This is a genomic window from Alteromonas sp. LOR (assembly GCF_000753865.1).
Taxonomy (GTDB): domain Bacteria; phylum Pseudomonadota; class Gammaproteobacteria; order Enterobacterales; family Alteromonadaceae; genus Alteromonas.
In genome coordinates, this window is the sequence record NZ_JQFW01000027.1 from 60652 (window position 1) to 81171 (window position 20520).

Annotated in this window: 14 protein-coding genes; 11 read left to right on the forward strand and 3 right to left on the reverse strand. The window is 45.6% G+C overall.

Features of this window, described 5'->3' with window-relative positions; translation table 11 throughout:
* Positions 1-69: 69 nt before the first annotated feature.
* The 5 genes from carA (at position 70) to JV36_RS0110210 (ending at position 6256) form a co-directional block, all read left to right on the forward strand.
* A complete protein-coding gene (gene carA / locus JV36_RS0110190) occupies positions 70-1200 on the forward strand; it encodes a glutamine-hydrolyzing carbamoyl-phosphate synthase small subunit (RefSeq protein WP_032097013.1) in 1131 nt (376 codons plus the stop codon).
* Positions 1201-1212: 12 nt separating this feature from the next.
* The gene (gene carB / locus JV36_RS0110195; protein WP_032097014.1) at positions 1213-4434 is read left to right on the forward strand and encodes a carbamoyl-phosphate synthase large subunit; all 3222 of its coding nucleotides are present in this window, start codon (positions 1213-1215) and stop codon (positions 4432-4434) included.
* Positions 4435-4550: 116 nt separating this feature from the next.
* On the forward strand, positions 4551-5027 hold the full coding sequence (greA, locus tag JV36_RS0110200; protein ID WP_032097015.1) for a transcription elongation factor GreA: 477 nt from the start codon (positions 4551-4553) through the stop codon (positions 5025-5027).
* Between the two features lie 110 nt (positions 5028-5137).
* On the forward strand, positions 5138-5677 hold the full coding sequence (locus JV36_RS0110205; protein WP_032097016.1) for an NUDIX domain-containing protein: 540 nt from the start codon (positions 5138-5140) through the stop codon (positions 5675-5677).
* Between the two features lie 195 nt (positions 5678-5872).
* The gene (locus tag JV36_RS0110210) at positions 5873-6256 is read left to right on the forward strand and encodes a DUF3224 domain-containing protein (protein ID WP_032097017.1); all 384 of its coding nucleotides are present in this window, start codon (positions 5873-5875) and stop codon (positions 6254-6256) included.
* A gap of 325 nt (positions 6257-6581) precedes the next feature.
* On the opposite strand, the gene JV36_RS0110215 is transcribed toward JV36_RS0110210, so the two are convergent.
* Positions 6582-7025, reverse strand: a complete 444-nt coding sequence (locus JV36_RS0110215) for an Hsp20 family protein (RefSeq protein ID WP_032139774.1) — start codon at positions 7023-7025, stop codon at positions 6582-6584.
* Between the two features lie 596 nt (positions 7026-7621).
* Here JV36_RS0110215 and JV36_RS0110220 point away from each other — a divergent pair.
* From JV36_RS0110220 to JV36_RS0110235, 4 genes are all read left to right on the forward strand, one after another.
* Positions 7622-8803 (forward strand): acetate kinase, encoded by a 1182-nt coding sequence (locus JV36_RS0110220; RefSeq protein WP_032097019.1) that lies wholly within the window; start codon positions 7622-7624, stop codon positions 8801-8803.
* A 26-nt stretch (positions 8804-8829) separates the two neighbouring features.
* The gene (pta, locus tag JV36_RS0110225) at positions 8830-10971 is read left to right on the forward strand and encodes a phosphate acetyltransferase (protein WP_032097020.1); all 2142 of its coding nucleotides are present in this window, start codon (positions 8830-8832) and stop codon (positions 10969-10971) included.
* Between the two features lie 325 nt (positions 10972-11296).
* Positions 11297-12445 carry a beta-aspartyl-peptidase gene (iadA, locus tag JV36_RS0110230; RefSeq protein ID WP_032097021.1) on the forward strand — a complete coding sequence of 383 codons (1149 nt, stop codon included), beginning with the start codon at positions 11297-11299 and terminating at the stop codon, positions 12443-12445.
* Between the two features lie 5 nt (positions 12446-12450).
* Positions 12451-13269, forward strand: coding sequence for a cyanophycinase (locus JV36_RS0110235; protein WP_032097022.1), 819 nt, complete (start codon positions 12451-12453; stop codon positions 13267-13269).
* 77 nt (positions 13270-13346) lie between these two features.
* On the opposite strand, the gene JV36_RS0110240 is transcribed toward JV36_RS0110235, so the two are convergent.
* Positions 13347-14036 (reverse strand): transposase, encoded by a 690-nt coding sequence (locus JV36_RS0110240; RefSeq protein ID WP_032097023.1) that lies wholly within the window; start codon positions 14034-14036, stop codon positions 13347-13349.
* Positions 14037-14226: 190 nt separating this feature from the next.
* Here JV36_RS0110240 and cphA point away from each other — a divergent pair, with 190 nt between their 5' ends.
* Positions 14227-17055: a cyanophycin synthetase gene (gene cphA / locus JV36_RS0110245; protein ID WP_032097024.1), complete on the forward strand. Its 2829-nt coding sequence runs from the start codon at positions 14227-14229 to the stop codon at positions 17053-17055.
* Positions 17056-18867, forward strand: a complete 1812-nt coding sequence (locus JV36_RS0110250; RefSeq protein ID WP_081926596.1) for a Mur ligase family protein — start codon at positions 17056-17058, stop codon at positions 18865-18867. It abuts the gene before it with no gap.
* A 136-nt stretch (positions 18868-19003) separates the two neighbouring features.
* On the opposite strand, the gene lnt is transcribed toward JV36_RS0110250, so the two are convergent.
* Positions 19004-20503 (reverse strand): apolipoprotein N-acyltransferase, encoded by a 1500-nt coding sequence (lnt, locus tag JV36_RS0110255; RefSeq protein WP_081926599.1) that lies wholly within the window; start codon positions 20501-20503, stop codon positions 19004-19006.
* Positions 20504-20520: the final 17 nt, after the last annotated feature.

The following is a 20520-nucleotide window of genomic DNA, read 5'->3' on the forward strand; positions in this document are numbered from 1 at the left end:
TCCCGTTTTTTGTGGGGTTTGTGCAAAAAACTGCACAAACACATAGTTATCCTTAATCTGGAGGTTGACTTGGCTCATTCTGCCCTTTTGGTGTTAGAGGACGGTTCTGTTTTTAAAGGTACTGCTATTGGTGCCGCTGGCTGTTCCGTTGGGGAAGTTGTTTTCAACACTTCCATGACAGGCTATCAAGAAATTCTTACCGACCCATCTTACGCTGAACAAATCATTACCCTTACCTATCCACACATTGGCAACACCGGCACTAATTCTGAAGACGTTGAAGCAGATAAAATCTGGTCAAAAGGTCTTATTATTCGCGATTTGCCGCTCGTAGCCAGTAACTATCGTCAACAACAAACTCTATCTGAATACCTCAAAGCGAAAGGCATTGTAGGTATAGCAGATATTGATACCCGTCGTTTAACTCGAATTCTTCGAGATAAAGGCGCGCAAAATGGTTGTATCATTTGTACTGATGAATTAGACGAGTCTAGTGCGTTAGAGCAAGCCAAAGCATTCCCGGGTCTTAAAGGCATGGATTTGGCAAAGGTAGTGAGTATTACCGAACCAAAAACATGGACAGAAGGAAGCTGGGAGCTTGGTAAAGGCTACGTAACACCAAGTGAAAGCAAATATCATGTGGTAGCGTACGACTACGGTGTTAAACACAACATCCTTCGTATGCTTGCCGACCGCGGTTGCAAAATCACTTTGGTACCGGCACAGACACCTGCTGATGACGTGCTTGCTATGAGTCCAGATGGGGTATTCCTATCAAACGGACCAGGTGATCCAGAGCCATGTGATTACGCTATTACAGCAATCAAAACCATTGTTGAAACGGGTATCCCAGTGTTTGGCATTTGCTTAGGGCACCAACTATTGGCGCTTGCCAGCGGTGCGACTACCGTCAAAATGAAATTTGGTCACCATGGTGCCAATCACCCGGTTAAAGATCTAAAGCGTAACGTGGTCATGATCACCAGCCAAAACCACGGTTTTGCTGTTGATGAATCTAGCTTGCCAGATAACCTAGAAATCACCCACGTTTCATTGTTCGATAAGTCGTTGCAGGGTATTCACCGCACCGACAAGCCAGCGTTTAGTTTTCAGGGTCACCCTGAAGCAAGCCCAGGCCCTCACGAAGCGGCGCCATTATTCGACCACTTCATTGAACTTATTGAACAACACAAGCAGTAGGAATTAGCCAATATGCCAAAACGTACCGACATAAAAAGTATTCTTATTATAGGTGCTGGCCCTATTGTTATCGGCCAGGCCTGTGAATTTGATTATTCAGGCGCTCAAGCGTGTAAAGCGCTGCGTGAAGAAGGTTACCGCGTCATTCTGGTTAACTCTAACCCAGCGACGATAATGACCGACCCCGAAATGGCAGATGCCACTTACATCGAGCCAATTCACTGGGAAGTAGTACGCAAAATAATTGAGAAAGAGCGTCCAGATGCCATTCTTCCTACTATGGGTGGGCAAACGGCACTCAACTGCGCACTCGAGTTAGACAAGCACGGTGTGCTTGAAGAGTTTGGTTGCGAGCTTATCGGCGCTACTGCTGATGCTATCGATAAAGCTGAAAACCGCGAGCGTTTCGACAAAGCAATGAAGAACATTGGGCTTGAATGTCCACGTGCTGAAATTGCTCACACCATGGATGAAGCCCATGACGTGCTTAGCCGCATTGGCTTCCCATGTATTATCCGTCCCTCGTTTACTATGGGCGGAACCGGTGGCGGTATTGCTTACAACATTGACGAATTCAACGAAATTTGTACCCGAGGCCTCGACCTTTCACCTACAAACGAACTGCTTATTGACGAGTCTTTGCTAGGGTGGAAAGAATACGAGATGGAAGTGGTTCGCGATAAAGCAGACAACTGCATTATTGTTTGTACCATTGAGAATTTCGACCCCATGGGTGTTCACACTGGCGACTCGATTACTGTAGCGCCAGCACAAACTCTGACCGACAAAGAATTCCAAATTATGCGAAATGCTGCCATGGCGGTACTTCGTGAAATTGGTGTTGAGACCGGCGGTTCAAACGTTCAGTTTGGTGTTGACCCTGAAACAGGGCGCTTGGTTATCATCGAAATGAACCCTCGCGTATCCCGCTCTTCTGCGTTGGCGTCTAAAGCGACAGGTTTCCCTATTGCTAAAGTAGCTGCCAAGCTTGCGGTAGGTTATACCCTTGATGAGTTAGCGAATGACATTACTGGTGGTTTAACGCCGGCGTCTTTCGAACCGTCTATCGATTACGTTGTGACTAAAATTCCACGCTTTAACTTCGAAAAGTTCGCCGGTGCAAATGACCGTTTAACTACGCAGATGAAGTCTGTTGGTGAGGTAATGGCCATTGGACGTAACCAGCAAGAATCATTGCAAAAAGCATTGCGTGGTTTAGAAGTGGGTGCTAACGGCCTGAACTCAATGGTGGATTTAGACGATTCTGAATCACGCAACAAGGTGATATACGAATTACGTCAACCAGGCGCTGAGCGAATTTGGTACATCGGCGATGCATTCCGCATGGGCATGAGTGTCGATGAAGTATTCGACTTAACCAATATCGACCGCTGGTACTTGGTGCAGCTAGAAGACTTGATTAAACACGAAGCTCAGATTGCTGAACTTGGATTGCCTGGCATAGACACAGACCTTATGCGCACACTTAAGCGTAAAGGTTTCTCAGATTCTCGTCTTGCAGAGCTGACCAAAGTAGCGGAAAGCGACGTGCGTGAAACGCGCAGAGAGTTCGGTATTGCGCCGGTGTATAAGCGTGTTGATACCTGTGCTGCTGAATTTTCTACCAGCACCGCCTACATGTATTCAACCTATGATGAAGAGTGTGAAGCCAACCCAACAGACCGTGACAAAATTATGGTTATTGGCGGCGGACCGAACCGTATTGGTCAAGGTATTGAGTTTGATTACTGTTGTGTTCACGCGGCTTTATCGATGCGTGAAGATGGTTACGAAACCATTATGGTTAACTGTAACCCAGAAACGGTTTCTACCGATTATGACACTTCTGACCGCTTGTATTTCGAGCCTGTCACCCTTGAAGATGTGCTTGAAATTGTTGAAAAAGAGAAGCCAAAAGGCGTCATCGTTCAGTACGGTGGGCAAACGCCCCTTAAGCTTGCACGGGCCCTTGAAGCTGCGGGCGTACCAATTATGGGTACCTCACCTGATGCGATTGACCGCGCGGAAGACCGCGAGCGTTTCCAGCAGATGGTTAACAAGCTGAATCTTAAGCAGCCTGCTAACTCTACGGTTACCAATGTAGAGCAAGCACTAGCGATGGCCGAAGAAATTGGCTTTCCGTTAGTCGTTAGACCGTCTTATGTTCTTGGTGGTCGTGCAATGGAAATTGTTTACGACATCAAAGATCTCAAGCGCTATCTAAATGAAGCGGTTAAAGTATCGAACGACGCCCCAGTATTGCTAGACCGATTCCTTGATGATGCCATTGAAGTAGATATCGATGCCATCTGCGACGGCAAAGAGGTTGTTATCGGCGGTATTATGGAGCATATCGAGCAGGCGGGTGTTCACTCTGGTGACTCTGCATGTTCATTGCCACCGCACTCACTGTCAGCACAAATTCAAGACACCATGCGTGAACAGGTTCGTGCAATGGCCCTTGAGCTTGGCGTAATCGGTTTAATGAATACCCAGTTTGCGATTAAAGACGGTGAAGTTTATCTTATCGAAGTTAACCCACGTGCTGCACGTACGGTTCCTTTTGTCTCTAAGGCAACCGGCGTTCAGTTAGCAAAAGTGGCAGCACGCGCCATGGCTGGCGTTAGTTTAGCTGAACAGGGTGTTACTAAAGAAATTATCCCACCGTTTTACTCAGTGAAAGAAGTGGTACTGCCATTCGCGAAGTTCCAAGGTGTTGATCCACTGTTAGGCCCAGAAATGCGCTCTACGGGTGAGGTTATGGGCGTTGGCGATACGTTTGAAGAGGCATATGCCAAAGCGAACTTAGGTGCAGGTGCGCCACTGCCGAAAAGCGGTAAGGCACTTATTTCTGTTCGTGACACTGACAAAGGCAAAATCATTGAGCTTGCAAGAGCCCTGGTTGACGCAGGATTTACTGTTGAGGCTACTCGCGGTACAGCGACAACACTGTACGATGCAGGCATTATGAGTTCAGTAGTGAATAAGTTGTCTGAAGGTCGCCCCAACATTGTTGATGCGATTAAAAACGGTGAGTATGCCTATTTAATCAATACAACAGAAGGTCGTCAGGCAATCACAGATTCAGTGTACATTCGCCGTGAAGCGTTACTCAACAAGGTAACCTATACCACGACAATGAACGCTGCATTTGCAACTATCAGAGCAAAATCTGCAGACGATAGAAACAAAGTAGCCTCTGTTCAAGAACTACACGCTCGAATTAATCACTAATGACATGAGCTAGGATACGAGGTATCCTAGGTTTATTACATTTGTGTGAATATATAAAAGTGCGCCCTTAGGGCGCATTTTTCAGTTTAAATATTACGTTAGTCGAGACTGTATTTATGAGTCAGTACCCAATGACCGCGCATGGCGCCCAAATGCTGCGCGATGAGCTAAACGAACTTAAAACCAAGACACGTCCTCGTATTATCGCGGACATCGCGGATGCCCGTGAACACGGCGATTTGAAAGAAAACGCTGAATATCATGCTGCTCGAGAGCAACAGAGCTTTTGCGAAGGGCGTATTCAAGACATTGAAGGTAAGCTGTCGAACGCGCAAATTATCGACGTTACTAAAATGGAAAATACGGGCAAAGTTATCTTTGGTACCACTGTAACTATCCTTAATGTAGACAGCGAAGAAGAAACGACATATCGCATTGTTGGCGACGATGAAGCTGATATCAAAAATAACCTTATCTCAGTAAATTCACCAATTGCTCGCGGGCTAATTGGTAAAGAGTTAGATGATACAGTAACCATTCAAACGCCTGCTGGCAGTGTTGAAGTTGAAATTATCGAAGTAGAATATATTTAGCGCCAGCTTAGCGTTGGCCATATAATACAAAATAATGTAAACGCCGAGCTTAAGCTCGGCGTTTTTGTTTATGCCAGTCATATACATTTCATGCTTATGTAGGGAGTTTTATGAAAGATATAGAAACGCTAGACAGCAAAGTGGTATACCAGAATAAATGGCTTACATTAAGAGAAGATAAAATTCTACGGGCCAGTGGTAAAGAAGGCATTTACGGTGTGGTAGAGAAGCCTGATTTTGCGATTATTATTCCCATCGATAAAGACCATGTTTATTTAGTGGAACAGTACCGATATACCATTGGCAAACGACAAACAGAGTTCCCTCAAGGTGCATGGGAAGATAACCCAGATGCATCGCCGCTAACACTTGCTGCTGGGGAGTTAAGAGAAGAGACAGGCCTTAGAGCTGGCAAAATGGAATATGTGGGTTTTCAATATCTCGCTTATGGATTTTGTAATCAGGGCTATCACATCTTTGTCGCCTCTGAGTTGAGCCAGGGAGAACAAGAGCTCGACAGTGAGGAAGAAGACCTTAAGGTACTCAAAATGCCTGTTGAAGAGTTTAAAAACAAAATCATAGCGGGCGAAATTCAAGACGCCTCTAGCTGTAATGCATTCGGCTTGGCTACATTAAAAGGCTTTATTTAATACCATTTATGGGTATCAGGTCAGTGGGGAACACGCTTACGGATTGTTTCTCGTAGGTACAGTATTCTCGTAGGTACAGTAGTGAGGTAAAAAGTAAATAAAATCCTCCGGTTACTCTTGGTAACAAATTCAGTATTGCTTTTTATTAACTATTTTTAATAATATGGCTGAAAGCGAATATTAAGCGAGTCAATCATGAACGGCGAAGGCATATTTACCATCACACAATGGAATGAAGAGGTAATAAAAGAGAAGTGCGAACAGGTGAAAACTGTGCACGCCAGCGTTGTTCAAGCCTACGAAGGTGATATGAAGGGAGAAGGTCACGTTGAGTTCATCATGAGTTACAAAAGTGGTATTAGTGCATGTTTTGTTGGCTTTGAAGAGTTTATCGGTGTGATTGACGGGCGACGAGGCACCGTTACGTTTAAACACGATGGTTCGTTTGAGGACGGCGTTGCGCGTAGCGCGTTCACCGTTGTAGCGGGGACTGCGACTGGAGAGCTTTCCGGCGTGAATCTTACTGGGCACTTCACCTCCGCTGAGTCTGGTAAAGCGAACTATTCATTTACAGAGTGAAGCATTTACTGCCCTTACTGAGTAACGCATTTATTGATGAGACACTTCCTGAAAAGGGTCTTTTTTGAGCACTGCGTTTACCGTGCTACTCAAGGATAAATAAAGCCATAGCGCTTACATAATACATCTGCGTGAAAAACATCGCTTATGGCGCACAACTTCCTACGACCGGCAAACCCATACAGTCTGCTTAAGCGAAGCAGACTGCAACCTCAACCGTAGTCTCTCTATTTTTCTCTCTATTTTCTCTGTTTTTATATTACGCATAAAAAAACGGCGCCCACACAGCGCCGTTTAAAACAGGGAAACACACAATATTTAAAGACTAGTTCTCTATTAGCTTCGAACCAATTTCAATCGTTCGTGGTTTCTTCGCATCAGGAATGACTCGCTCCATATCGATATGTAGAAGGCCATTTTCCATATCAGCAGCCAACACTTTTACATGGTCACCTAATTGGAATTTTCGTTCAAAGTTGCGTTCAGAAATACCTTTGTGAAGATACTTTCGCTCGCTGTTTTCATTACTGTCGGCCTTTTTGTTGCCGGTAATGGTGAGCGTGTTTTCCTCAACTTGAATAGACACATCGTCTTTACTAAAACCAGCGATGGCCATAGTAACGCGGTACTTGTCGTCGCTTAGCAACTCAATGTTGTAAGGCGGGTAAGTACTTTGCTTTTCAGAGCGCGCAGCGGCGTCTACAAGTGATGCAAGGTGGTCTGAACCAATGAATGAACGGTATAGTGGAGATAGATCGATATTACGCATAGTCATATCCTTAAAATAAAGCAATATGTTAAAAAATGATGCCCCGACATGCGGCGGCAGTATTGTCGACCTGACCTTTCAGCGCCGACATAACAGATATGGGATTAGCCAAATGCTTTTCAAGGAAAAAGGTGAATTTATTTTAAAGAAACATTGAAAAAATTTCTAAGTTGCTGATTTTAAATCGTTTAATTTTAATTTTTTTGCTGGTCTTTTGCTGGGTGGTGTTGTGTACGCTACTAGCGAGCTTTTATACGAGCTTTTATACGAGCTTTTATACGAGCTTTTATACGAGCTTTTATACGAGCTTTTATACGAGCTTTTATACGAGCTCTTACATGTGCTCTCATACACGCACTCTCATATACGCGCTCTGCCAACACCTTCATTCACGCTTCATTCCCACATACTTTGATATTCACTTGGAGAGTTCGTGAAGTACATCAATCGCCGAGTGTTTGAATAAATTTGTTTATCAAAATGAAAGGTTTGTGACACATCTTATAAAACATTTAGCAAACCATTAACCAACGTCGTTGATTATAAATGCTACAATTCCAACACACTCACCGTTTAACCTTTATACGAATAAATTCATGAAAAAAGAAGTTGTTGTTTTAAATTGTGGCAGTTCTTCCGTTAAATTCGCCATAATTGATGCTAATACTGGCGAAGCTGGTTTATCCGGTTTAGCAGAAAGCTTAGGTAATGCCGATGCAAGTATCACTTACAAATTAAATGGCGATAAAACGTCGTTCTCATTAAGTGCCAACGCAGGTCATACCGAGGCGCTCAATGCTATTTCAACAATCATTGAAGATACAGGGGTTAAACCTGTTGCGGTAGGTCACCGCGTGGTACATGGCGGTGAAAAATTTAAGCAGGCTGCATTGGTTAACGACGAGGTATTAGCGGCAGTTAAAGACTACGCCAGTATGGCGCCGCTTCATAACCTAGCCAATGCAAAAGGTGTAGTGACGGCGCAAAAAGCCTACCCTCACTTACCTCATGTATGCGTATTCGACACCTCGTTTTTTCAAACCATGCCGCAGAAAGCGTTTATCTATGCGCTCCCAATGAACCTTTATAGAGACCATGGAATACGCCGATATGGTTTTCACGGCACCAGCCATAAGTTTATTCTCGACAGCACGGCATCGCTTCTGAATAAGCCGGTTGAAGAGACAAGTGTTATCAGCGCTCACTTAGGAAACGGTTGCAGCGTAGCAGCAATTGAAAAAGGCCAAGCTGTTGATACAAGCATGGGCTTTATTCCTCTAGAGGGGTTAGTGATGGGCACCCGATGTGGCGATTTAGATCCTAGCCTTCCGGCTACGCTTCAGAAAAAATTAGGTAAATCCGCAGATGAAATTAGCGATTTATTAAATAAGCAGTCTGGATTGTTAGGCATCTCGGAGCTTAGTAACGATTGTAGAACGTTGGAAGAAGAAGCAGAAAAGGGCCATGAAGGGGCAAAACTTGCTATCGAAATATTCTGCTATCGTTTAGCGAAATATATTGCTAGTTACCTTATTGCAGTGCCTTCCTTAGATGCCATTGTGTTCACTGGCGGTATTGGTGAAAATTCGTCACTTATTCGAGAAACCACTATGGGTTATTTCGCGCACATGGGCGTTACCATTGACCAACAAAAGAATCTCGACGCACGGTTTGGCAAGGGAGGCGAGATAACCGCTTCCTCATCACAAAAGACCGTTTTCGTTGTACCCACGAATGAAGAGTGGGTGATTGCCGCTGAAGCGGCTACGTTCGCTTAACAGTGCCTTAAAAAGCAGGAGAAATTATGTCTCGTAAAATTATGCTGATCCCAGTTGGTTCAAGCGTTGGGCTTACAACGGTTAGCATGGGCCTTGTTCGCGCCATTGAAGAGCAGGGCATTAAGCTCAACTTTTTTAAACCTGTGGCACAGCCTCGCCGCGGTGATAAAGGCGAAGAGCGTTCAACGGCTATCATTGCCCATCACGCCAGCGTAACGCCAATTACCCCATTTACGCTCGACTATGTCGAGCGAATGATCAGCAACGACAATACTGATGAATTGTTAGAAGACATTATTGAGCGCTTTGAAAATAACTGCGAGCAAGATGCCGTCACGGTTATTGAAGGGTTGGTAACGACCAGGCACCACCCCTATGCTGAGCGATTAAACTTAGAAATTAGTCGCGCACTAGATGCTGATATTGTGTTTGTGGCGGTTCCCGGTAACGACGATACCGTTGATATTAACCACAGACTAGAAATTGTAGTGGATACCTACGGCGGGCATAAAAGTCAGAAGGTAGTAGGGTGTATTTTTAACAAAGTTAATGCACCGTTTGACGAGCATGGACGTTTGCGCGCAGATATAGGTGTTGTAGATAAGCCAGAGCATGATGAAGCTCGCTCAACTGCGCTGAAAAATTTGCCTATTTTCAAAAAAGGGTTAAGCCTGCTTGGAAACGTTGATTGGAGCGCCGAGCTAGTCTCTCCCCGCGCTATCGACGTTGCTAAGCACCTTAACGCCACCTCAATCAATGAGGGTGACATGGCCAAGCGCCGACTCAGTAGCGTGACGTTTTGTGGGCGAGAAATTCACAATATGACTCATGCGCTAAAGCCGGGAGCATTATTGGTGCTGTCTGGCGATAGAAGCGATGTTTTTGTGTCCTGCTGCCTTGCTGCATTAAATGGTACAAAGCTGGGCGCGCTGTTACTGACCGGCGGCTATGAGCCCGATGAGAACATAGCGGCTTTATGTAGCCAAGCCATGGAAACGGGGTTGCCGGTAATGTTAGTTAATACTAATACATGGCAAACCGCCCAGAACTTGCACGCGTTTAATCAAGAAGTGCCGGTAGACGACAGTCAGCGTATTGAAAAAGTGATGGTGCATACCGCTGAAAGTTTAGATGCAGAATGGGTAACGTCACTTACCGATAAAGTATCTAGACAGCGTAAGCTGTCACCATCGGCATTTAGGTATTATCTCACCAACCGTGCCAGACAGGTTAATAAGCGAATAGTGCTGCCAGAAGGTAATGAGCCTCGTACCGTTGTTGCGGCCTCAATTTGTGCGAGCCGAGGTTTGGCAAGACCCGTATTATTGGGAGATGAGACCGAAATTCGACGTATTGCAGAGCAACAGGGCGTGGTGTTAAGTGATGGCGTTGAGATTTTATCGCCTGAGCAAGTTCGCGGCGAATACATAGAAGGCCTTGTGGCACTTCGCGGGCACAAAGGCGTTACTGACGTGGTGGCCAACGAATTACTTCAAGACAACGTGACCCTAGGCACTATGATGCTTCAGCAAGACCATGTTGACGGGCTTGTTTCAGGGGCTGTTAATACTACCGCCAATACTATTCGTCCTGCGCTGCAGTTAATTAAAACGGCGGAAAATGCCTCTTTAGTGTCGTCAGTATTTTTTATGCTACTGCCTGATCAGGTATTGGTTTACGGTGATTGCGCTATTAACCCAGACCCCAACGCACAACAGCTGGCAGATATAGCAATTCAGTCTGCAACATCAGCGCAAATGTTTGGCATTGAGCCGAGAGTGGCCATGATTAGCTATAGTACCGGCACGTCTGGCGCAGGAAGCGATGTAGAAAAAGTGCGTGAAGCAACTGCGATTGCCCAATCGATGAGACCAGACCTTCTTATCGATGGCCCACTTCAGTACGACGCGGCGGCCATTGAAAGCGTTGGTAAAAGCAAAGCGCCAAATAGCCCGGTAGCAGGAAAAGCAAATGTGTTTGTGTTCCCCGATTTAAACACGGGAAATACCACGTATAAAGCGGTGCAGCGTAGTTTTGATTTAGTCTGTATTGGCCCAATGCTGCAAGGCATGCGTAAGCCGGTGAACGACCTAAGTCGCGGTGCGTTAGTTGATGACATTGTATTTACCATTGCACTAACGGCTATTCAGGCGGAAGGCAACAGCTAATATAATGCTCAAATACCAGCCCAGAGCATATGTGTAGATGACAAGCTTAGAGCATATGTTTAAGGCAAAAATGAGAGCCTGAAACAGAGACAGTAAATGTTAATAAGGGCCATTCCTTTACAGGTAATGGCCCTTATTGATTTTGGCGCTTTTACTCCGGCATTTACTTCCGTGCTTTAATACCAGCATTCGCAATGAACAAGGCAGCTATAGCCGACGACGGCTGGGAATTTTAAAAAAGCGAAACTGCGCTAGCTAAAGTGCATGCTTAAGATATAATGCGCTCCTTGTTGAATCCATCGATATAAAACGCGAGTTAGCCACTGTGATTACCGTTATCAAAAACGCGAACGTGTTTGCGCCACAGGCATTGGGAATAAACCATCTGGTGTGTGCGGGCAGCAAAATCATTTATATGGGTAAAACGTTACCGGCGATGGAGCTTCCTCACGAAGTCATCGACGCTGACGGCGCAATGCTAACGCCAGGGTTTATCGACGGTCACACACATTTAACAGGCGGTGGTGGAGAAGCTGGGTTTTCAACCCGTGTTCCGCCCGTACCATTGAGCAAATTTACCCGAGCAGGGGTTACCACAGCCGTAGGGTTATTGGGTACGGATGATATTACCCGCAGCACTGAATCTTTGGTGGCTCAAGTGTACGCATTGCGAGAAGAAGGCTTTTCAGCGTATTGCTATACCGGTGGATATCATTTGCCGCCTACAACGCTTACGGGCTCGGTGCAAACCGACATCGTATTTATAGAGCCTGTTGTTGGTGTTGGCGAACTAGCGATTAGCGACCATCGCTCAAGTCAGCCCACGCTAAATGAACTACTAAAAGTTGCCTCTCAGGCCCATGTTGCGCGACTAATGACCGGTAAAGCAGGAATGCTGCATTTGCATTTAGGCGACGGCGAGCGTGGCTTAGGCTTGATTCGTGACGCCTTAGCACACGCAGAAATTCCGCCGCGCACATATAACCCGACACACATCAATCGCCAAAAGTTTTTGTTTGAAGAAGCATGTGACTTAGCGAAGAAAGGGTGTTGGGTAGATGTGACGGCATTTGAGTCTGGCGATGTAGGCTACGACCCTGCAGACGCATTGCTGCGCTACATGCAGCAAGACTTACCACAAGATAAATTAACTATCAGTTCAGACGGCGGTGGGTGTTTACCGGATTTTCACGCCGATGGTAGTTTAGCGAAAATGGATTTTGCTGATTCACAATCTATGACTAATGTTTTTTACGAGCTTATTGATAATGGGGAAGAGGTGTCTCAATTTTTGCCATTTTTTACCCAAAACGTTGCTCAGCTAATGAATTTTCACAATAAGGGGCATATAGCCGTTGGTGCTGATGCCGATATCCTTATTTTTGATAAACAAAATAGAATTGAGCATGTGATGGCCCTTGGGCAGTTACACGTTAAGCATAAACAGCAAATTAAAAAAGGCACATTTGAGTAAATATTATGCCCTCTCCAAGTATTGATGGCACCCAACGTGGATACGTAATCCCGATTGGCGGTGCGGAAGAAAAAATTGATAACCCAGAAATCTTAGCGAAATTTGTTGAGCTTTGCGGCGGCAAAGATGCAGTGATAACGATCATACCCACAGCGTCTCAATTGGACGATACCGGTACTCGTTATCAGCAAATATTTGAAGAAATAGGCGTTAAAAAAGCCTATTCACTGCCTATTTCTGAGCGTGTTGACGCGCAAAACGAAGAATACGTGAAAACCCTAGAAAAAAGTACGGGCATTTTTGTTACCGGTGGTAACCAACTTCGCTTATCGACTATTTTGGGTGGCACTCCTATTGCCAAAACCATTCGTCAGCTTAATGCGCAGGGCGTACATTATGCAGGTACCTCTGCAGGTGCGGCTATTGTCTCTCAGCATATGATTACTGGTGGCAACACGGGTATTGTACCGACTGAAGATGGCGTTAATCTTGCGCCTGGCATGGGGCTTATCAACACCATCGTGTTAGATCAACACTTTAACCAGCGCAATCGTTTGTCTCGTTTATTGTCAGCGGTCTCATACAACCCCTTCCTTATTGGCGTTGGCCTTGACGAAGACACTGCTGCATTTATCAACCCAGACAATGAGTTTACGGTTGTTGGTAGTGGCGCTATCACGGTTGTCGACCCCAGCAACATAGAATATTCTTCTATGGCAGAGGCCCGCACTGGCGATGCACTGACACTGCTCAACCTCAAAGTGCATATTCTTGCCTCAGGCGCTCGCTACAACATCACCGACAGAAAAGCCTCCACCGCATAATTGGGGTCAGGTCCACATTAAAAATAAATGGGGTCAGAACCCTATTTATTTCGCGCTGTTACAGGGCGCAGCAAGCTCTACCTATCAAGCCTGGGGCGCCCAGGCTTGCCTTTACTTACTAGCTTTCCAGTTATTTTTTCAACATCTTTGATAAACACATCGCTACCTAGCGCTAAACCTTTATTCGCCGCATTGCGAATATCAGTTAGCAATTTACTATCCAGCGACTCTTCAAATAACTTTCGATAGCTTTCTCTTCGCTGCACATCCGATTTACCCAATTGTAAATATAGTGGGTGAGGACTTGCGAGTGAGCTTATCTTACCTAACGCATTTATTTGATAGCTAGACCACGTATATTCTCCAGGATCTGTCACCATGCCTGCGCGCACAGGGTTTAGCTCAATATAACGATGTAAATGCATTAGATAGCGTTCGTTATCTACTAGAGAAGAGCGAAACCGGCCTTCCCACAGCGTACCAGTTCTACTATAGCGCCTGTTAAAATACTGCACGTACTTACGACCCAGCGCCTGCATCATAAGTGTGGTACCAAATTCGACGTTTGGTGTGCAAAGCAAATGAACGTGGTTTGTCATTAATACCCAAGAGTGAATGTTGACTTCATACTTTTCTGCATACTCTTTTAGCCAAACCACATAGGCTTTCATATCACTGCTGTGGGCAAAAATGCTTTGCCGATTATTACCACGCTGAATAACGTGTTCAGCAACGCCTGCCACCGAGACTCTTGGTTTTCTTGCCATTTTTGTGTGCTCAATGATTAAAAATGAAAAGTGTAATTAGATTTTTTTGAAACATAACTGAACGTGGTAACGGTTTATGTGGTTCTGACCCCCTTTATGACTGTTTTATGTCAGTTAATTTGGATCTGACCCCAATTATTCTGTAGTGTGTTTGTATAATCTGGGTATAGAAAAAGGGAAATTCGGTGTAATGAAGATTTTAAGTCAGAATGTGTATGTTGGGCCTAATGTTTACGCTAATTTTCCGGTTATTTGTTATCAAATAGACATTGGTGAGTTAGAGAAGTGGCCGTCAGTTAAACTTGGTCGAGAGTTTATAGATGGATTAGTTGCGGCCATTCCAAGCTTGCAAGAACACGGCTGTTCGTATGGTGAATCGGGTGGTTTTCTTCGTCGCTTAAATGAAGATGAAGGCACTTGGATTGGCCATATTTGGGAACATGTGGCTATAGAGCTTCAAAATTTAGCTGGGTCGGCCGTCTCTTTTGGTCGTACTCGCAGTTTAGAAAATGAAGGCTGCTATTACGTTGTATACCAATATCATCAGCGCGATGTGGGTATAGAAGCTGGCGCGCTTGGATTAAAGCTTCTCAAGCACTTAATGCCAGGTGAAGTGCAGCAAGCGATAGATGCTGACATAGAAGACGATTTTGACTTTAATGATGAACTCACTGCGTTTATTAAAATGGCGCAGAGAAAAGAATTTGGACCGAGTACCGCATCGCTAGTTGCTGCCGCTGAAAATCGCGATATTCCATGGCTACGCCTTAACAATTATAGCTTGGTGCAATTCGGCCACGGTAAGCATCAACAGCGTATTCAAGCCACGATAACCAGTGAAACAAAACATATTGCGGTAGAAATTTCCTGCGATAAAGAAGACACCCACAATCTTTTAAACGACCTTGGCCTACCCGTACCCCAACAGCTTATGATTTATAGCGAGCGACAGGCGGTAAAAGCCGCTCGCCGCATTGGCTTTCCGGTAGTGTTAAAACCATTAAATGCGAATCACGGTCGTGGCGTAAGTATCAATTTAACCACCGATGAAGAAGTTCAGGTTGCGTTTAACGAAGCCCAGCAGCATGGCACAAGCAGAGCTGTATTAGTAGAAAGCTATTTAACGGGCTACGACCACCGTATGCTGGTGGTTAACAATGAATTAGTTGCGGTAGCCAAGCGAGTTCCTGGCCACGTAGTAGGCGACGGTAAGCACACTATCTCAGAATTAATCGACATTGTGAATCTTGACCCTCGACGCGGCGTAGGACATGAGAAAGTGCTTACTCGCCTAGAGCTAGATAACCAAGCAATGCGCCTAATGGAAGAAGCTGAGTACACTGAAGAAACGGTGTTGCCAGAAGGAGAAGCTTTCTTCTTACGTTCAACGGCAAACTTATCAACCGGCGGTACCGCCATTGACGTGACTGACATTGTGCACCCTGACAATCGGGATATGGCAATTCGTGCCATTAGAGCAATTGGTCTTGATATCGGCGGAGTGGATTTCTTAACGGAAGATATTAGTCGTTCATACAAAGAAATAGGCGGCGGTATTTGTGAATGTAACGCCGCGCCTGGTTTTCGAATGCATGTGGCGCCAAGTGAAGGCCAACCAAGAGACGTGGCTGGTAAAGTGATGGACATGCTTTTCCCCACTGGTAAAAGCTCGCGTATTCCCGTGGCGGCCATCACCGGTACAAACGGTAAAACGACCACCTCTCGTATGCTGGCCAGCATCATGAAAGCCGCTGGCCATACAACGGGAATGACCTCTACAGACGGTGTGTATATTGATGGACACCTTACTGTAAAAGGCGACATGACAGGCCCAACGTCGGCCCAAATAGTATTACGCGACCCAAGCGTCGATTTTGCGATTATGGAAACGGCTCGTGGCGGCATTGTAAAACGCGGGCTTGGTTATCAAACTTGTGATGTTGGGGCTTGCCTGAATATTACCGCAGACCATTTAGGCCAACGAGGTGTCAACACCCTAGAGCAACTCGCGCAAATTAAGCGAGTGGTGGTTGAGGTTGCTAAAGACTGTGTTGTGCTTAACGCCGACGATATTCACTGTTTGCAAATGGCGGAGTTTTGTAGCGCCAAACAAATTTGCTACGTCACTATGGACCCAGGACACGGCCTAGTGCGCGAACATATTCGCCGCGGCGGTATGGCTGTTGTATTAGAAAAAGGCATAAACGGTGACATGATCACCATTTATGACAAAGGCGCTCACATTCCACTTTTATGGACGCACTTAATACCTGCCACCATAGAAGGTAAAGCGTTGCACAATGTTCAAAATGCCATGTTTGCCACCGCAATGGCATACAGTTTTGACACCAGCTTAGAAGATATAAGGCAAGGGCTACGCATATTTAATACGTCGTTCTATCAAGCGCCTGGGCGATTAAATATATTCGATGAGCACCCCTTCAAGGTTATTCTGGATTACGCCCATAACCCGGCTGCTATTAAGACAATTTCTGATCTTGCGTCTCGATTAGACGTGAAAGGTAAACGTCGTTTAGTTATTGCTATGCCTGGAGATCGTCGCGACGAAGATATCATCGAGTCTGCCAAATCAGTGGCATCCACGTTCGATACTTTTGTGTGTAAGGCTGATGATGATAGACGCGGGCGAGGCTTTGATGAAGTACCGCAGCTGTTGAAGAAAACGCTGATGGAACAAGGTGTGGCTGAAAAAGACATTGAAGTTATTCCTAGCGAAGAAGAGAGCATAGACGCTGCTTTAGCTTCATGTCACGCAGGAGACTTAATTGTAATTTTGGGCGACAACATCACCCGCTGTTGGAAGCAAATAGTGCATTTTAATAACGATGGCGTAGCACAAACGGCTGAATCGCAAGCTAACTTAACGCCTTCCCAAGATTACCCTGATAAACTGTTTGAGCCTGTGGAAAACAAGTTTGAGTTGCAGGAAGGTCAGCGCATTGTGAACGATGAACGTGGTGTACATATTGTTGTCGATCGCGACGAAGAGTCAGACTAAATGGAAGAGCAGCACACAACTATAAGGCTTGAATTAGACGAAGTTCGGCGCCTCACAGGACCGAACTTACTGTCAAACGATGCTGGCGCTATTATCGATGTTTTTATCGAAGGTATAGACCCTCAAACGGTGGTAGATTGTTGGCACAAACACCTACATACCATTGAGCAGCAGCTTAATTGGAATGAAAATACATACGTGCGCTTTTATGAGGGGGGCGCAAGTATGTCAATAAGTGCACCTATCGACCTTTTGTATAGCGCCTGTGATGTTATCGAGCTAGCGTGGGAATGCTGCGTGTTAGACTTCAATAAGCGTTATTCGCTGCCCTCAGATACGCCGGCTCTGGCCAACTTCTCTAGTCGAGTAGATGAATTAAAAACCGCCATCATTGAAGAAAGAAACCCAGCACTCATCGCTTTTGTAAACGCCGCTACAGACAATAATGTGAGGTGTTTAGTTGACGATGATGAAGTGAGTTTGGGCACGGGTACTAGCGCGCAAACCTGGCCTATAGATTCACTCCCAGATACAAAGGAAGTAGAGTGGCAAAGCTTCCGCGATATTCCGTTAGCGCTGATAACTGGGACTAACGGTAAATCAACCAGCGTAAGGTTGGCTGCGCAAATTGCGAAGGCAGCCAACCTAAACGCAGGGGTTACCTCTACCGATTTCATCAAGGTAGGTGAGCAGATTATTGATGAGGGCGACTACTCAGGTCCTGGTGGCGCTAGAATGTTACTGCGTGACAATCGCACTGAAATAGCGTTTTTAGAGGTTGCGCGGGGCGGTTTATTGCGTCGAGGTCTGCCGGTATACCAAGCTAATGCGGCTTTAGTGACCAACGTAGCCAGTGACCATTTAGGTCAATACGGTATCAATACGGTCGATGAAATCGCCCAAGTAAAATTGATGGTGGCCAAAGCAATACGTGATGGCGACACACTGGTATTAAACGCGGACGATGAGCGCTTAGTGAAGTTTTCAGACAGCTCTAGTACATCGATTTGTTGGTTTAGTAAGCGCGCTGATAACCCTCAAATTGTGCAGGCAAAAGCAACGGGGCGCGCCTGCGTTTATGCAGACAATAACCAGATTATGTATTTTGACGGCGCAGCGGCAGAGTCTCTCGCTCAAATTGACCTAATACCAATGACGGTAAAGGGTACCGCTTTGCATAACCTTGAGAATGCATTAGGGGTGGTAGGCTTATGTAAGTCGATGGGAATTGAAAGCGAAGCGATCAGTCAGGGCTTGTTTGACTTTGAAAGTAACGCCTCCGACAACCCCGGCAGAACGAATATCTACACTCGTGGCGATGCCACCATAATCGTCGATTTTGCACATAACCCGCATAGCATGCAGGCCGTAATTAATATGGCGCTAGGGTTAAAGCAAAAAAATGATTACAGCGAAGTCACAGTGCTGTTCGGACACGCTGGGGATAGAACAAACCTTGATATAACAAACGTGGCTGATGCGGTGATAGCGTTGCAGCCAGATACCTACATATTAACCGAACTTGATAAATATTTGAGGGGCCGTCACTTCGGTGAAATATCCGATGTTGTAGAGCAACACTTATTAGCAAACGGAGTGAAGCAGGCTCAAATTAAACGCGCTGATAGCCCTTTAAAAGGCACCAAAATTGCGCTAAGTCAATCAGTTGCAAATGATGGTGTTGGCGAGGTAAAAGGCAAAGACACCAAAGACGACACAAACGATAAAACCATCAAAGGAAAAACATCGCTTATTCTTTTGTTTGCATTGGCCGAGCGCGAAGCTATTCAAGCACTTATCGAGTCGACGTAAAGCATTAAACTTCGTATGTCTAAAACTTACGGAGCAAGTGACGTGATATAGCTTTAGAAAAACGCTTAAACAGCTTTATACATTCGCTTAACTGAAGGGGGAATAACCGATTCTCTGCCAGTTAAGCGTTTGCCAACTAGCCTTGTCGCAAACGCCACGCACAAATAAACATCACCAATACTAACAACCAAACGCCAAAGTCTTGCAAGTGGTAGTAGGGGGTAAACCCTGTGGTGGCAATAACGGGTGCACTAATATTGGCAGACTCAAATTGCGGCAGCCTTCCATCAACCCTACCTTTGTGATCAATAAACGCAGTAATACCATTATTGGTGGCTCGTAGCACCGGCCTGCCTAACTCCAATGCTCGCATTTGGGCTATTTGAAGATGTTGAGCTGGGCCGTGAGAATTACCAAACCAAGCATCGTTACTTACGGTAATGATCATATCGGTATCGCTGTTTATGTTCGCAGTCACTTGGCGTGGAAAAGCAATTTCAAAGCAAATAGCGGGCGCAAGGTGAATGCCGTTGGCTACCAAGTTTTGCTGCTGAAAGTCTCCTTTCGAAAATGACGACATGGGTAAATCAAAAATAGGGGCTAAAGGGCGAAGCAGCGATTCAAAAGGCACAACCTCTCCGATAGGCAATAGGTGATGTTTTGAAAAGCGATTGTTATGAAAATACTGATAGTCTGGATAAGCCGCGTTTGGCGTTTTTTTACCCAATACAATCAGATTGTTCCAAGCCTCATCGGTTTCCCAGTTAAAGTTTACGATACCCGTGATGAGGGCCGTGTTCTCAACAAAGGCTCTTTCGTTTAACTGAGTTAAATAAGGCTGCGCTAGTGGCTCAAGCTTGGGCACTGCGGCTTCAGGCCAAATGATCAGGTCGCTATCCCACACCGTTTCCGTTAACGATAAATACTTTTCCATAGTAGATGCGTCTTGCTCTGGCACCCAGCGAAGGCTTTGAGGTATGTTTCCTTGCACCATCGCAACAGAATAACTTTTCGTTGGGCTTACCCAGGTGTGCTGGTGCAATAAAATACCGCTAATCAGCAAGCTTGCGGTTATTGCACTAGCCGATAGTAAGGTACGTTTGCTGTTAATGATGGCAAGCGATGCTGCAATCACAACAAGTAGAGCAGTGATACCCGTCTCACCAATAATGGGCGCGAACCCTGCTAGTGGACTATTAATTTGGCTGTAACCTAAAGATAGCCAAGGAAAGCCCGATAACATCCAGCTTCGCAGCCACTCTGCAAGCACCCAAAATAGAGGTAGTGCTAAGGGCCATAATTGCGGTCTAAAAAATTTGGCCGTCAGCTTAAAAGCAAGTGCTGGATATAGTGCCAAATAGCCGCAGAGCAGCGCCATCAAGCCCACAGAGGCTATCAGCGGAAGGCCACCGAAGTCGGCAATACTCACGTGCACCCAGCTTACACCCGCGCCAAACCACGCCATGCCGAACAGCCACCCTGCAAAAAAGGGCCTGTGTTGTAATTTAATGACTTGTCGTATCGCAATAGCGAGAGCTGGAATAGTGAGCGCCCACATAGAGAAGGGCGCAAAAGCTAGCGTAAGACTCAGACCGCTTACAATAAGCAGCAAATAAGGAATAGCGCGTTTTAGCATGGGTAGTTTTAGCATAG